This is a genomic window from Burkholderia sp. Bp8986 (assembly GCF_003854225.1).
GTDB lineage: Bacteria > Pseudomonadota > Gammaproteobacteria > Burkholderiales > Burkholderiaceae > Burkholderia.
On the sequence record NZ_QTQM01000075.1, the window covers coordinates 1 to 15,243 of the forward strand.

Consider the following 15,243-nt stretch of genomic DNA (forward strand, 5'->3'; position numbering starts at 1 on the left):
CCAGTGCCAACCTGTACTCCCTCGTCCAGACGTGCAAGGCGAACGGTGTCGAGCCGTATCGCTATCTGGTCTGGCTGTTCACCAGGTTGCCGCTCGCTGCAACCGCCGACGACTACGCCGATCTCATGCCTTGGAGAATGTCTGCCGCCCTCAACCTCTGAGGGGCGTCGTCAAAAGACCGCATACGAACAATGCGCTGCACAAGGAGGCATCGCGCAACAGCGCCACGCCGTTATACGGCTGCAAAATTGGTGCTTGCGAAATCCCAGTTGATAAGCTGTCCGATAACCTTCGTACGCCGCCATCGTTTCGCCCCAGCCACGACACGCCTGCGGCACGCCGGCCGTCGACTTGGCTGCCAATCGTTCCATCAATGTCCTCGCTCGCTTGTTCAAGCGGGCGTCGCCAGGGTCAAGGTCGGCAAATTCGGTTTCCGTCCAGCACGGTGCTTCCAGGGCCAGGGCGTTCATGCGAAAAGCGAGAGTAGACGCGACGCACCGAAAGTTTACAAGCCCCGGTCTATCTCATTGCCCGAAGACCGTTTGTTCCGGCCTACGGTTGCGGAGGGCCGACTTGTGTATAAGACGATGCCTAAAAGCCAGCCAAATCTGATAGATCTGGCTGGCGAGCCGGGGTAAAAATAAGGAGAACGATTCCGACTGGGGTAGTTATGCCATACAAGGCCCGGCAGAACAACGGTGAGCCGCGCAAGCGTAAAAAGCCCGGTTACCGCGTTACCAACGGTCATGAATACAACCTCAGCCTCAAGCGCCGTGGCATGATCGGCCTGTACTTTTGCGGTGGCGAGCTGAAGGCGCACTTTATCAATGCACAAACGCATACGCGCGGCGTGCCGGGGCGTGAGTCGACCTATACGGTAGCGTACATTCAGCTGATCTTCACGTTCTACCGGCTCTTTGGCTGGGGCATGCGGCAGATCACCGGCTACATGGAAGATTACTGGGCCACGCGAGGACTGGACATTGCCGTGCCCAGCTGCGGCCAGCTCTGCGATCGCTTTGCCGCGCTTGAGGTGACGCTCACGCAGCGCTGTGAGCGTGCGGTGCGGCGACTGGCACGCGGTGAAGTGGTGAGCCTGATCATCGACAGCTCGGATCTGCGCTTTGGTCACGCCGGCCAGTGGCACAAGGTCAAATATGGCCGCGACGCCAGCCGCACGCCGTGGCGCAAGATGCAACTGGCGATCGACCCGGACATGAACCTGCACCTGCACACGCTGCGCATCACCGATACTCAGGTATCGGACAGCGAGGGGCTGGAGGCCATCCTGGCCGAAGGTCTGTCGCCCGGGCGGGTCATTGCCGACGGCGCGTATACAGCATCGAGCGCAACCAGGCGCTGGTGCAGGCGGGCATCACGCCAGTCATCCCGCCCCCCCCCCCGGCGCACGCCGTCGTGCACGGCCGGGCGAACGCCGGGCGAACACCACTTGGCATGACCAACTGGTTGGCTGCATCAAGGAAAAAGGCCTTCATGCGTTTCGCAACAAGTACGGCTACGGCCTGCGCTCGCTCGTCGAGGCGCAGAGCTCGCGTATCAAGCGCTGTATCGGCGAGCATCTGCTGACGCAGAAGATCGCCTCACAGCACCACGCGGGCATCATCATTGCCAACGTCATCAACCAGTGGAATGCGTTCGGCCGGTGCGGTTGTCTCAAAAATTGTTAGTTGCGCACGCAACAAGGTAACTCGCACCCTTCAGAACAAAGCCTATTACCAGGCAGCTGTTCGAGCTGGCGTAACGGGCTTGATGGACCGGAAGCGGGCGGCAATCCAGCGAGCGGCCCGGCCTTGCGCTGCAAGGAAGTTCGGGCGGGTGTTTCATTTGGCGGAGGTGAGTGCGGTGAACTTTGATTCTATCCGGAAAATTCAGATAGCGGATCTTGACGGGGAATTTGCGGGAAGCTCAAACGGGATCGGCGCACTTACCTACAAAGGCAAGCAATACATATTTTCGATAGTAGATCCCGCGGACGGAACATACCGATTTTCTCGCGCCGGTAAAGTGACGTTTATTGACGCTATATGCGACTTCATTGAGAGATTTCTTGATGACGAAAATTATGCGTTCTGGCCGCGGAGCCAGCAACTCGAAACGCATGTGGCAAGGCTGACAGAACGGGAGGTCTGGCGTCAGAAGCTCTTGGCCAGCGTTCTCCGTACCCATCTTCTCGAAAAGCAGCCGCAAAGGGGCATGAGCGGGACACAGTTTTCATTATCGGAGTTGAGCGATCTCCTGAGTGGCGGTGTTGAATAAGCTAAAGACCGGCAAATGGAATGAGCGCCCCGTCCCCGCATCTGCTGGATGCGAGTGGCTGGAGGGGGGGGTATCCGAACAAGGCCTTTCCACAACTGTCCATCCCACTTTGCCTGCTCGCGAATGTCGAGGATAGCCTGTCGGGTGGCAACGGAGCGAAACCCGTTGTGTGCATCTCGTCCTTCAGGTTGCCAGGCAGATGACGGGCAACGATAAATCTTATAGAGCCGTCAATAACTGGATGCTCCGTTGGCTTTTCGAAAGAATGGCATCCGTGATTGTGGTTCCATTCATCATCGCGGTATGGCAACGCTGGAGTTTGCCGTCGATGGAAGGGAAGGTGGGTTTTTCCGGCCGGCATGATGCGCCATGGCATGGCAACAGCGCCGGGAAATAGATGAGCAGCGGAGGAGAGCGATGGCAGGTTTGAGTTCATCAAGTGTGCGTGCCGCCACCATCGGCATGATGGTGAGTCTGCACCAGCACCGCATTGGCGTGTGCGGCAAGTTTCAGGACGACGAGGCGAGCGTCTGCGCGCGCATGGAAGTGCCGGGATATCCCTGTGTGATCATCGAGGCGAAAACGACCGGAGCTCACAGTGACCTCGCCAGGGCATACATGGACGCAGGGCACGCCAATGAGGGGCTCGCCACGCGACAGCCCCGCGACGTGGTGCTGAGCGCGCGCGTTGTCCGGGATTGGAAAACACAGGCGTGGCAGCAGTGGCTGTACGCCACGTTTCTGGTCGTGACAGGGGGGGCAAAGTGGATCAACAAGGTCGTGCAGGACGAGCAGGTCGCGCGGCGCACCGCCAGTGCGGAAGGCGTCCGGAAGGCGCTTGACGGACTCGGCCTGATCCTGGAGGCCCGGTGCTCCGGTCAGCTGCCCGAACTGGTTGAAGCCCGGGAGGCCGGTGAGCTGCTGGATGCTCCTGATCCGGAGCGGATGGCGCGTGCGTCGATACAGGTGAAGGTGACGGAGTCGAGGCGGGAGTTGCGGGCGGCGCTGGGAAGCGGCAATGCGTTTTCGTCGGCGCTGGATGCGATGACGAAGGCAGCCACGGAATTTCAGGGTTGTCACAGCATGGAAAGCGACAACCCGAAGCAGCGATGGTTGGATATGGGGGGGAAGTTTTCGCCTGAGAACATGTTCGAATATAGCGATCGGGCGCGGATCGATCTCCCCGTCGAGGAGCGTTACTACGTCAAATGGGCTGATGTAGTCGAGCCCTCCGATTGTCCCGCGATGACCAGCACCCGCGATCCGCGGAAAGTGAACTTTGGGGCGTCGCTCCTGGCCTGCGAGCAGGCAAAGCGGGGCGGGGCGCAGGAGGTCAGGAAGTGGGAGAAAGACGGACAGGTTTCTGCGGTCGCGGTGCACAGTTTCAGCCAGTATGGCGCGATGAATGGCATGAAGGTACCGGTCTACGATCCGGCTCACCCTGAACGGCACCTCTACATGATGGACGGGAAGCTGTGCGACTTCTATCCGATGGTGACGCTGAATGCGGAGGGAGAGGCGGCTGTCTTCGCGATGGTGGATGGGCAGATTGACTATGTCGAGCGTGCCGTAACATCTGCGAACGGGGATGATGTGTCCGAAAGACGGGAGGGGGTTCTGGAAGCACTTTCGACTGATCCTGGGATCAGTCGCTGGTTTTTCGGCCGGGTTGCGTCAACCATCAGGCTGGACAGAACGGGGCGCACGTTACACGACATGATGCGGCCCGAAGATTTCAAGACACTGCAGGACGCTTACGTAGTCAGGGAGCGTCCACTCGTGCGCCAGCCTGAGGCACAAGTCATGGAGATTGTGTGAGAACCACGCAGAACACGAGATTGACGGCAGAGGAATTCATTTTTGCGCAGCAAAATCGCGTGCACGTCGAAGGGATTCTGACCGTGGATTCGCATGACTACGTCATCTCCAGTGTGTCCGGCAAGGCCCGCTTCATGGAGCCCGGACAGGCCGCGCGAGACAGCTGGTTGCCCTGGGGGCGCACGTCCGAGACGAGCGAGGCTGTCCTGGAGCGCGAGCGGCTGGTTGGCACTGCCGGCCTCCACAGGTCCATTTCGCCTCGTACAGGGGTGGAAGGCGCCGGGGAGCGCAAGGATACGGTGAGCCAGACCCATCCCAACGGTGTCATCGAAGCGGCCGGTCGTGACAGTGACGAGAGCGCAAGCGAAGTGTCCAGTGGCAGCGGCCCGGATGAGCCGAACGACCTTGGCGATTCAGGGGATGAAGCGCATAACCTGGGCGGCCCGGATGCCCAGGTCGTTACCGGTAGCCCGGAAGGGAGGGAGGCGTCCTCTACCGGGCCCGCGCGGTGTCTTCACGGCGAGGCATTACAGTCGTTCCTGGGACGCGCCATCGACTGCCGGCGGGCGAGCTTCAGTAACACGGATTTTACCGATGTCAGCCTCGGCCGTAAGGATTACTCGGAGGCGACCTTCAGGCACTGCATCCTGCATCGCACGACCGTAGCGGATGCCGTGCTCAGGGGGGCCAGCTTCGAAGGCGCGCGCCTGATTGGCTTTACCTCACAGGATATCCGGCGGATGGTGCAAAAGGGCACGGATCTGAAAGGGGCAATCATCGAGGAGAGCACGCTTGACGGGACGGCGGGCGCGCTGGATCTTCGCGGGGTCCGGTTTGAACGGTGCACGTTCACGGGCACCATCGAAGGATGGAAGCTCGCGAACGCGGCATTCACGCAGTGCGTATTCGCGCAGATGGAGTTGAAGGACTCTCAGGCACCCGATACGCGGTTCGAGCGATGCCGCTTCAGTACTAGCAGGCTTGTTGGTGTGTCGATGCCACGCGCTAGGCTGGTCGGATGTTACATGGACCGGTTTGCCTGTCGCGGGGGAAGCATGGATCGGGTCGTATATGAATCATGCACCTTGAAACATGCAAGACTGCTCAGCGATCATAAGGGCGCGCGTTTCTTGCGGTTAAATCTCTATGATGCGGAAGGCAAGCTCCGCTCCGAGACCGAAGAATCAAACGGGCGGCTCAACATGAAGGAGCGAAATGCTTACGCGCTGACTGTTGTCGGCGGCGATGGGACGGTCGATTTCACCGGGGCGCGTTTTGAGGATTCGGACCTGCGCAAGATGCGTTTTGGCTACGGCACCGTGATCCACGACCTGAAAATCTGCCGGTCCCTGACCCATGGCGCGAATTTCAACAATCGGGCGTTCATGGTCGATGATGAATGGCACATCCATCGCCCCGGAAACGAGCCGTCGGTGCCGATCAGCAGTCTTGACCATGCCCCGAAGCTCAACATTGACCCGCCACCGGTAGCGCATGAGGATCAACAGAGGCTACGGCGGGCCTTGATTGCTGAACAGATGCTTGCGATTACCCGATTCATGTTCATGCGGTATCCAGTCTGATTGGCCCTGTCCGGATGGAGATCGTTGTTGGGGCGAATGATCTGTATTAGCCGGGACTTGATCTGACAGGTAGTCGGGCCGACAAAGAACGACTCATCAATGGGGGATGAGTTTCTCCTTGGCGAGATCGAGCGAATCGAGGAAAGTGCGCATCGGCGTCTTGCCGTAACACCAGCGCCCCTGATGCTCTCGTTCATTGTCGTACTGGTCGAGCCACGCATCAAGGTCCGTCTGCAAGGTGGCGATCGAGTCGTAGATCTTCTTGCGGAAGAGGCTGCCGACATAGAACGTATCCTGCGCGCCGCAGTAGCCCGGACATTCGGACTCGAATTCGCCGCCTGGGCAGCGCAGCTGCTCTACCACGTGGACTGCCCCATGCCCAACCACCATTGTCGGCGCAATGTGATGGGCGCACTGAACTTCGTTGAATTTGGAAGGTATACCCATGACGCTCTCAGTAGCTTCTGTGTTAGATGTTCATTCTTTTTCTGCGCCGCCTCAAACGGCTGACCGGTGCGGCGTCGTACGAGATAAAGAGGATAGCTACCACATCAAAATGGCGGGGGATCACAGCAGTTTCGCCGCATTCCATGAGGCCCTTCTCAATCTTCTTGACTTCATCCTGTCGGGCTTGGGTTGCACGTTTGTTGGGGATGAGCCGCCGCACGTGATGAACCTCACCCAGGCTGCTACCGCTCACATGGAAGCGAGGGAACCAGGGCGGGCTGCGTGGGCTTATGCGAAGATTGCCGATGCGTACGTGGGGGAGCACAACCACAAGCAGGCTGCGATTGCTTACACGCAGTCTGCTGCGGCTCGCATGCAAGCCGCCAGCGCTTACATCCAAGCTGCTCCCAAGGAGGGCGAGCGGCCCCTACACGAGCAGGCTGCAGCAGCATTTCATCAGGCAGCCGCCGCATTCGCGAATGCGGCCGAAGCCTATAGGCAGACAGGATACGCCATGGAGGCCGATCGGATGCTGGAGTCTGCCGCTGCCGCATATGAACAGGCCGCCGAACAGGGCATGCAGTTGAACGATACCGGGGTGGCTAATTGGGCTCGTACGCAGGCGGCTGCCGTCATGCTGCGCCGATCACAGCCCCCCCCGGTCATCGGGGTGCCCCATCCCGGGCCGCGGATGTCCTGTAAGCAATTGTGGATGCGATACCACATCGTCCCGGACCGTCACGTATGCCCGCACTGACAATCATTAACCTGCATCAACTTGCGTTCTGTGCTGCCCGCAACATTTCCCTTGAGGGGGCGCTGGAATTTCGCGGGGAATACTTCTCGGTTAGGAAAATCGGGGAAGCTTATCGTGTGAGCGAGCCGGACATTAAGTATGGAGGCTGGCTCGCTGCGCTCATGTCAGTTCACATGACCAAGGATACTTCCATGGTCGATGATATCCAGAGCGCGCTGGATCACGGGGAGCGCATGCGGCGCCATGGTGAACTCCCTGGCATTACGCCCATGCTGCTCACCTTGCTCCTTGGGCAAACTAGTGATCTCAGGGAGGCGATTTTCTCCGGGTGCTCCTTGGCCGGCCAGAACCTCGAAGGAAAGGATCTGAGTGGAGCGACGCTCGACAGGGTGGATCTGTCGAACGCCAGGATGCGGTACGCCAGGTTCGTCAATGCCGCATTGGTGGACTGCGATCTGCGCAACGCAGATGTGCGGGGGGCAATCTTCCGGCGCGCGCAGCTTGTGCGAGTTAATTTCGAGCGGACCAGACTTGAATCAGCCTGCTTTGATGACGCGACCTTTAGCGAAGTGACAGCTTTCCGGCTGCCAGAAGATGACGGTACGTTTTCAAATGCCCCGGTCCAGCAGGACACAGCATTTTCGGATGCGGGCAATATGCACCGCCGTAGCAAAGGAGCACGTGCCGGGATATGGCTTGAAATGAAGGAGTTCGGTTCGCCCTCCGGCGATAGGGGAAAAACGGAAGCGGGCACGGTTTGTCATCAGGATGGGCCACCGCCGGGCGGCGGTCCGCTTTCAGTTCAATACTGAGCGAGTAGCGCAGCGTGCCTGCCCAGCGGGCTCGCCGGGGCTGACAACCAGGACGAACGCTTTCTGATCTCAACGGCGGCCACTGTTGTTTGCGCTATGCCGTGCTCGATTGCAACACAAACCTATTTCTGAAGAACCGGAAGGCACATGGTAGGCACCGTAACGATAACCCATCTTGAACAGATTGATTTTGCACAGGCGTGCGGAGTGGACCTGACCGGAACGATGAAATATAAAGGAAGGTGCTTCACGATTGCCAGGCATGGCAATGGTCAACTGGCCGCCACCATCCGGGGGGATGTGGCCGGCGTGGACCCTGATGCACAGACCCTTACCAGTCGCCTGAACCATCGCCCAACGAATGTTGCATCGCTGGGGGGGGCAGAGCTGGAAGAATTCCTGCACAGTGGCGTGAAATTGCATGGGGCGAGATTTAATGGCTGTAGCTTTAAAGGTGTGTCCATGTGCAAGCTTGATCTGAAGGGATGTGTTTTCAAACGTTGCAGCTTTACCGGTGCAAATCTGGATGATTGCGTACTGGACAATGCAAGCTTTACCCAATGCAAAATCAAAAATGCGAAGATGGAGGGCGCTTCGCTCAGTAACGCACTTTTTGCTGCCTGCGATTTTAATGATGTGAATCTGGAGAAGTGGATCCTGAACGCGGTCCATTTTGTCGGCTGTGACTTTGATATGGCGAGAATGCCTCGTGCGCTTGACGGTGCAGTTTTCCGCACCTGTCATCTTACTAATGCAAGACTTGAAGGATGCAGCCTGAACGGGAGCTATTTTCAGGAGTGCACGCTGACCCGTGCAAAAATGGGTGGTGCGCGATTGGTCGGCGCAGTTTTCAGTAAGTGTAATCTGGACGATGCCGGTCTGGTTTACATTCATTGTGCCGGCGCCCACTTTTTCGACTGCCAGGCTGCCGGCTGCAATTTTTCCGGGGCCACCCTGACAGGAACCGTTTTTAAGAATTTCCGTGCAGGCAGGACAGATGACGCCCGTGATGCACGACAGACTTCGTTCCGACAGGCAAAACTCGAAGCTGCAAAGTTCTACAACTGTGAGTTGCTGGGCGCTGATTTCTCTGGTGGCGGATTGTCCGATGCGGTACTCACAGGCGCCGTTATGGTGAAGTCGAAGCTGAACGGTGCGACATTTGGCACCCGGCTGGGAGAAGCCATGCATGTCGATGAGGTTACCGCTGCCACCCTGGCTGGCACGACACTCTTTCGCAATGGTCGGCCGGGATTCTCCAAGGCTGACCCAGCGCACGAGGTACATTGCGACAAATACATACCGCCCGCAATCCCCCGGCGCCATCGCCATGTGACAGAGCAGACGACCTGGTCAATTTACCACCTGTTCACGAAGTGCGGCTTTGTGGGAGGCGCGGAAATACCTTCGGACTCCATGCCTGGACAAGCGGAGGGGAAGTTAGTTTCATTAACAACATCTTCCCGTTACGGCTCGACCGGGAGCTTCAGGTCGACACCGACCTTGGCAGTGGACTTGCTGAGCCAGCGCGACGATAGTCTGACAAGGCGCGTGCCTCCCGGGAGAGACGAAGGTGAAAGCCAGCCAGCGTACGATAGATTCGCGCAGACTGCGGCTTCGTTATGCGGGCTGGTAACGTCCTGCGGCTTTTCAGGGGAAGATACACGCGCGCCGTCTCAATTCATGTCCGTACAGGCGGAGTACCAGTCACTGTCAGTTTCGACGTCATCCCGTTGCCACTCAACCCAAAGCAGGCAGTCGTCGCAAAGTTCGGAGATTGAACAGGACGAGTCATCGGATCCTGTGTCTGCGCCGCACGGTCAGGTCGATAGCAAGCCGTTAATGAGTTGCGCGCCTCAGACGCAGGATGAATTTCAGGCCTTCACACAGCAGCCGTCGGGCGATGCTGTCGAACTCATTCTCGACGGAAGTCGATGGTCTGTGGGAGACGAGGCAATCCGTGCGCTGTTGCTGGTCCCTAGGATGCACGCTCTGCGCCTGATCAACTGCACGGCCCTTACTGGAGAAGGATACGCTGCGATAGCGAACCTTTCGGTGCTCCGGTCACTTTCGGTCGAGTTTGCAGGTTACGATCTTGCGCAGTGGCAGGCCGACTCAAACGAAGTCGGTTCGAATAAAGCCGGGCTTCTCGATCATCTGGCGCGCCTGACGAAACTTGAAAGCCTCGCACTGGTGGATTGTAGGTTCGATCATGCAGGCCTGTTGGCACTGAAGGACAGGACTTCACTGAAATCATTCAGTGTGGCGAAGTGCTTTTACACCGCGCAGCTTGGCACAGCGATCAGCCAGATCCAGTCGCTCGAGACGCTCGACCTGAGCGACATGCGCGCCAGTGAAACGGTCGGATTGCAGTTTCTGGGAGGATTAAAGCTGAAGTCGCTGTTGCTCACCAATATGCCGTGTGACAGCGCGACATTTGGCGTGCTTGCGTCGATGGATACACTGCAAACGTTGCATGCTGGTGGCATTGCCTCGGTTAACCTCGCTCTGCCCGTATTCAGCAGCGACGGTGTATTCAGGAACCTGCGTTCGCTCCAGGTCGAACATTGCTACCAGACTGGCGATCTGGACATCGAGCGCGCGGCTATTGCCACAGTGGGCAAGCGGGAAGAGGGTTTCAGGCTGGAGAGGACCTCCCAGCGACCTGACTTCAACTATACGGATGTAGCTGCAGGCCAAGTCGCAGCCTTTCTGGCACAAGCGGGCGATGGCGCTATAGGGGTGGTTCTGGACCGAGGATCCGATGCGGACCTGTACGCGCTGGCCAGCGATCGTCGGGTTCGTGGCCTGCACCTGACCAACTGCGTCGACCTTACTGGGACAGTGTGTGCTGCGATAGCAGAACTTCCGGGCGGTTCGGCGTTACAGGTTTTGTCCATTGATAGACATGGACTTGACGCTACCAGCCTGACGAAGCTCGTCAGCAGCCTTGCTGACCTGCGGTCCATCGGGTTTTCGGATCGCGACTTTTACAGGTGGAGCAGTTCCGACGCGCAAACCGTTTTTTTTAGCCAATTGGCCAACCTTCAGAAGCTTGAAAGCCTGACGCTGAGGAAGTGCAGCTTCAATCATGCTAGCCTGGCGGCGCTGAAGGACAGTCGCTCACTGAAATCGCTCAGTCTGGCGGGGTGCTTTTACATCGAGTCGCTTGATACAGCGATCAGCCAGATCGAATCACTCCAGACACTCGATCTGAGCAAGATGAATGGCGTAATTCACCGTCTGCAGTTCCTTGAAAGGTTGAATCTGAAGTCGCTGTTGCTGACTCAAACGGAGTGTCAACCTGAGGTATTTCGCGCACTGGCATTGATGGGAACGCTGGAAAAGTTGTATGCCGGAGGCATTCCCTATGTCAATCTCGCCGACTCCGCGTTCAACGATAAAGTCGGTGCCTTCAGAAATCTCCGGTTGCTTCAGATAGAGCGGTGCCACCTGACTGACCAGGAGCCCGCCGAGCAGGCCGCACTTACCCGGTTTGGCACGCGGAAAGAAGGCGTACGGGTGGAAAGGACGGCCCTGCTTCATTCGAACATACGATGAGCGGGAGAATAAGGGCGGTGTCGGGGTGCGGCGGGCGCTGCCGCGACCAGTGTCCAACCCTCTGCTAGCGTAGGCAATTGTTGCGGACCTTCGGGGTGATCCGGTGATGCCTGATGAACCAGCACAGCCCGGAGAGGGAATTGATGTTCCGGCCTTGTGGCAATCTGGTGATTGCCAGTGCGGTGCCGGTTCCGTCAGCAACTATTCGCGACGATAAGAACTGCGACTGACACGTATTTACGCTGCAAGTGGAAACCGCAACGATGACCTTTGTGGAATAGGCGCAGAAGCCTGTTCGACGGGGCTGTCTGTCGACGGTGCACCCTGTCCCTGCCGCCTTGCCGCGCACTGCCATGATCGTGCCCGCGCCTGGCGATTGCCTTCTGGTGAATGTCATGCCACTCGTTTCCTCTTTCCTGGCACACGTCAAGGTGCGCTGTGCTTCTGCGGCAGCGCTCCAGCGTGCGCCTATGGTCAATGCCCCGGGCAGGTTGAACGGTTATCGGGTCGGGCCTGATTCTGAGCATGGGTATCGAGTATCCATGCGCCCGGCCGCGTCCCGTCTGTTCGCCTGTTCCAGGCTACCCGACCCGCCGGATACGGCCTCGCCTGCCCGAGCACAGGGGGCGACTGTGGCGCTGCTGTCGGGCCAGCCGACTGAGTTATTGCAGCGGATCGCTGGTTATTTGTCTCCCGAAGACCGCCTGTTTTTGTCCCGGGCAGATCCTCGCAACATTGCGCCGGCAATCAGGGATGAGACTCGTATCGGGACATTTCTCAAGCAGGTGGACTGCATCGACACGCGTGAGCAATTTATGGCGCTGCTCATCCTTGACCCGGCTAGCCTGCATGCCGTCGGGTCTCTTCCCTCGGCGTTCCACGGCGAGGCCGTTGCGGCCCTCGCCACGAGGCTGCGTCATCAAGGAGCGTGGTTGTTCCGAAAAGGCGATGGCGCCGTCGATTTAATGTCGCTACGGACGCCTCTGTTGTGCACTATCCAGGCGCTGCCACTCGAGCAACAAGGTACGCCGCTGACTGCTCTCGCCCGCGATTTCGCGTATGTATTGCCCAGTGATGAGCACCTCGCCTACTTCAACGCTGTGTTGAAGTCTGTTCAGGCGTTACCGCCCGAACAACGGGACGCGCCGCTGGCTGCTCTCGCCCGCAATTTTGCAGATGCGTTGCCCGGTGACAAGTACCTCGCCTACTTCGACGTTTTGTTGAAGTCTGTTCAGGCGTTACCGCCCGAACAACGGGGCGCGACGCTAGCTGCTCTCGCCCGCCATCTCGGCCGGAATCGATTGTTGCATAACGAGTACGTTGCCCAGTTCGCCGTTCTGTTGCAATCTGTTCAGCCATTGCCGACCTGCCAACGGGGCGAGCTGTTGGCGGCCCTCTGTGATCAGTTCACACTTCTGTACAGCCAAGTCCCGCAGGACGTCCTCGTCGCGTACTTCACCGCGTTGCTCGACGGGACCACGAAATCGCCACCCGAGCAACAGGGTGAGCTACTGGGCACACTCGGCGACTCTATCGTTATATTTGATCCTGCTGAGCGCGGCGAGCGCTTCGCGGCTCTCTTAAACGCCATCGGAAAGTTGCCACCCGAACGACAAGGCGCGATGCTGACGAAGATCGTCAAATATCAGCAGCTCCGTCTGCTTCCCGACGCCGGGCATGTCGTACACTTCGAGGCCCTGCTCAACACAATCAGGGCGTTGCCGCCCGGGCAACAAGGCGAGCCACTGTTAGCGCTCGTAGGCGAACTCGAGATATTGTCCAACGACGGACATCTTCAGCTCTTCAAGCATTTTTCGAAAGCACTCGGAGTGCTGCCGCCCGGGCAGGCAGGCTGCCTGCTTCTGACCCTTGCAAGGCGGCTCTTCAGCCTCACCAGGGCCGAGCGCGTCGAGCACCTCACGCCTCTGTTCAATGCACTCAACGAATTGTCGCCTGAGCGGCGAGGAGTGCTGCTGGAAAGCGTCATCTCGTCAACCGCCCAATGGCCCTTTGAGTTTTCCGCGCACCTGCTGGACGTAGCCGAAACGTTGCCCCCCGCCCAACGACGCGCGCTGCTGGCTTTGCTCTCACAGGAACTCAGGAAAATTTCCGCGGGACAGTGCCTCGAGCACTTCACGCATCTGCAGGACGCACTCAGAAGATTACCGAATGATCAACAGGGCCCGCTGTTTGAAAGCCTCGTTCACGCACTCGCTCTACACCGCGATGCGGAGGTGCGTCGCGAACTCCTCACGCGCCTGCTGGATACGCTCGCAATGTTGCCCCCCGGGCGGGGCGTGCTGGTGAGCGCCTATTGGGACTACCAGCACCTCGCCAACATGGATCTGAAGGCGTTGCCGGTCAGGCAACAAAACACGTTACTAACCATTCTCGTCCGTCAGCTCAAGCACTTCCCCGAAGCCACGCGCCGTAAGGCTTTCAAAGATCTGCTGGAGGCGCTCAAGACGTTGCCGCCCGACCAGCAGAGCGGGCCGCTGGCTGCCCTTGCCTATGAGCTCGATCTACTACCGGAAGCGAAGCGCTTCGCTTCCTTCAAGCGTCTGTTGGCTGCGGTCATGGCGTTGCCGCCCGACCAGCAAGGCAAGCCGCTGACTGCCCTCGCCGACATGACTGATTGGCTACAAGGGGCCGAATGCATTGCGTCCTTCAACCGTCTGGTATCGGCCTGCGCGCCATTGCCGCCCGACGAGCGAGCTGCACTGCTAACCGCACTCGCCGGCCAGCTTCGCAGATTTCCGGGTGATACGTTTGGCACCGCTTTCACTGGCCTGCTGACCGGGATCAGACAGTTGCCCCGTGAGCATCGAAGAGGACTGCGGAGCACGCTCCTCAACAACATCGAGGTTCCCGCGACCTTTGCCAGCCTTGGAAAAGTCATTGTCTGGCTGCGCATCTGGTTTGCCACGCGGTAAAGCTTCCGCAAGGGTACTGTCAGGTTGTTAGGTTGGGGTGCGAATATCAGTGTAAGCGCTCGACACGTACCGTCTGTTCATGAGGGCGCGGCACGGACAATCACGCCGGATCAACTGCGTATTCAGGAACTCGAGGCGCGTATCGAACGCCTCGAGCGTGAGAAGGCCATTTTAAAAAACATCCCCAAGGGGCGCGCCCCTGCCCGAAATGCAGAAACTCTCGTCGGGGGTACTACACTGAGTGCCGTCGAAGGGAGCGGCCGTTGGCTTTTTGGTGAGACATCCCGTTAAAAAACGTGGTCCAGGGACTGATGCGGACTCAGCATTGGTGACGCCGCTAGGCGATCCCGTTCAGGAAGGTGATCAAATCCGCTGTCCCGCCCTTCGACCTAACCATTCTGATGGCGGAGGCGAATATGCCGGCAACGAGGCCTCGACGCGCCAGCGGTGCGGCGCAAATTTCTGTGGTTCATCCGCACGCGGCGGCGATCGACATCGGCGCGCAGTTTCATGTGGTCGCGGTTGGAGCCGAACGTGACGCCGAACCCGTGCGTTCGTTCCGCAGTTTCACGAAAGAACTTCACGAGCTTGCCGACTGGCTCAAGCAGGTCGGGATTCACACGGTGGCGATGGAGTCGACAGGCGTCTACTGGATTCCGGTGTTCGAGATCCTGGAGGCGCGCGGTTTCGAGGTGGTCCTCGTCAACGCCCGCGATGCGAAGAACGTGCCGGGGCGCAAGACCGATGTGAACGATGCACAATGGCTGCAGAAGCTGCACTCCTACGGGCTGCTGAGGGCGAGCTTCCGTCCGAGTCAAGATGTCGCGACGCTGCGCTCCTATCTGCGGCAGCGCGAGCGCCTGCTGGAATACGCAGCGTCCCACATCCAGCACATGCAGAAGGCGCTGACGCTGATGAACGTCCAGCTACATCAAGTGGTGGAGGACGTAACTGGTGCCACCGGCATGAAGATCATCCGTATGCGATCCGTTAACGACGTCCTTGTCTAGAAATCGCTTCACTCTGATGCTACGTGTCCACGTGGACAGCTGGTA

General features: G+C 58.8%; 10 protein-coding genes and 2 pseudogenes. 10 read left to right on the forward strand and 2 right to left on the reverse strand.

Annotated elements, in window-relative coordinates; all coding sequences use genetic code 11:
• Nucleotides 1–161 (forward strand): transposase domain-containing protein (locus tag DID99_RS34860; protein ID WP_148094690.1); only part of this gene is annotated, 161 nt, incomplete at its 5' end.
• Between the two features lie 132 nt (nt 162–293).
• Here the strand turns inward: DID99_RS34860 and DID99_RS34865 are convergent.
• Nucleotides 294–470, reverse strand: a pseudogene (locus tag DID99_RS34865) (transposase DNA-binding-containing protein); the annotation flags it as partial.
• Between the two features lie 200 nt (nt 471–670).
• Between DID99_RS34865 and DID99_RS34870 the strand changes: the two are divergent.
• The 4 genes from DID99_RS34870 (at nt 671) to DID99_RS34885 (ending at nt 5,678) form a co-directional block, all read left to right on the forward strand.
• On the forward strand, nt 671–1,459 hold the full coding sequence (locus DID99_RS34870; protein WP_221623072.1) for a transposase: 789 nt from the start codon (nt 671–673) through the stop codon (nt 1,457–1,459).
• A 404-nt stretch (nt 1,460–1,863) separates the two neighbouring features.
• Nucleotides 1,864–2,277: a hypothetical protein gene (locus tag DID99_RS34875; RefSeq protein WP_124668565.1), complete on the forward strand. Its 414-nt coding sequence runs from the start codon at nt 1,864–1,866 to the stop codon at nt 2,275–2,277.
• A gap of 369 nt (nt 2,278–2,646) precedes the next feature.
• Nucleotides 2,647–4,095, forward strand: coding sequence for a hypothetical protein (locus DID99_RS34880; protein WP_124668566.1), 1,449 nt, complete (start codon nt 2,647–2,649; stop codon nt 4,093–4,095).
• A complete protein-coding gene (locus tag DID99_RS34885) occupies nt 4,092–5,678 on the forward strand; it encodes a pentapeptide repeat-containing protein (RefSeq protein ID WP_124668567.1) in 1,587 nt (528 codons plus the stop codon). The genes DID99_RS34880 and DID99_RS34885 overlap by 4 nt, the downstream gene beginning before the upstream one ends.
• 96 nt (nt 5,679–5,774) lie before the next feature.
• Here DID99_RS34885 and DID99_RS34890 read toward each other — a convergent pair.
• Nucleotides 5,775–6,014: pseudogene (locus DID99_RS34890) on the reverse strand (IS481 family transposase); the annotation flags it as partial.
• Between the two features lie 109 nt (nt 6,015–6,123).
• On the opposite strand from DID99_RS34890, the gene DID99_RS34895 reads away from it, so the two are divergent.
• From DID99_RS34895 to DID99_RS34920, 5 genes are all read left to right on the forward strand, one after another.
• Nucleotides 6,124–6,882: a hypothetical protein gene (locus DID99_RS34895; RefSeq protein WP_124668568.1), complete on the forward strand. Its 759-nt coding sequence runs from the start codon at nt 6,124–6,126 to the stop codon at nt 6,880–6,882.
• Nucleotides 6,870–7,694 (forward strand): pentapeptide repeat-containing protein, encoded by an 825-nt coding sequence (locus DID99_RS34900; RefSeq protein ID WP_124668569.1) that lies wholly within the window; start codon nt 6,870–6,872, stop codon nt 7,692–7,694. The genes DID99_RS34895 and DID99_RS34900 overlap by 13 nt, the downstream gene beginning before the upstream one ends.
• A gap of 147 nt (nt 7,695–7,841) precedes the next feature.
• A complete protein-coding gene (locus tag DID99_RS34905) occupies nt 7,842–11,255 on the forward strand; it encodes a pentapeptide repeat-containing protein (RefSeq protein WP_124668570.1) in 3,414 nt (1,137 codons plus the stop codon).
• A gap of 632 nt (nt 11,256–11,887) precedes the next feature.
• The gene (locus DID99_RS34910; protein WP_124668571.1) at nt 11,888–14,188 is read left to right on the forward strand and encodes a hypothetical protein; all 2,301 of its coding nucleotides are present in this window, start codon (nt 11,888–11,890) and stop codon (nt 14,186–14,188) included.
• Between the two features lie 359 nt (nt 14,189–14,547).
• On the forward strand, nt 14,548–15,198 hold the full coding sequence (locus DID99_RS34920) for an IS110 family transposase (RefSeq protein WP_260444765.1): 651 nt from the start codon (nt 14,548–14,550) through the stop codon (nt 15,196–15,198).
• The last annotated feature ends 45 nt before the right edge of the window (nt 15,199–15,243 follow it).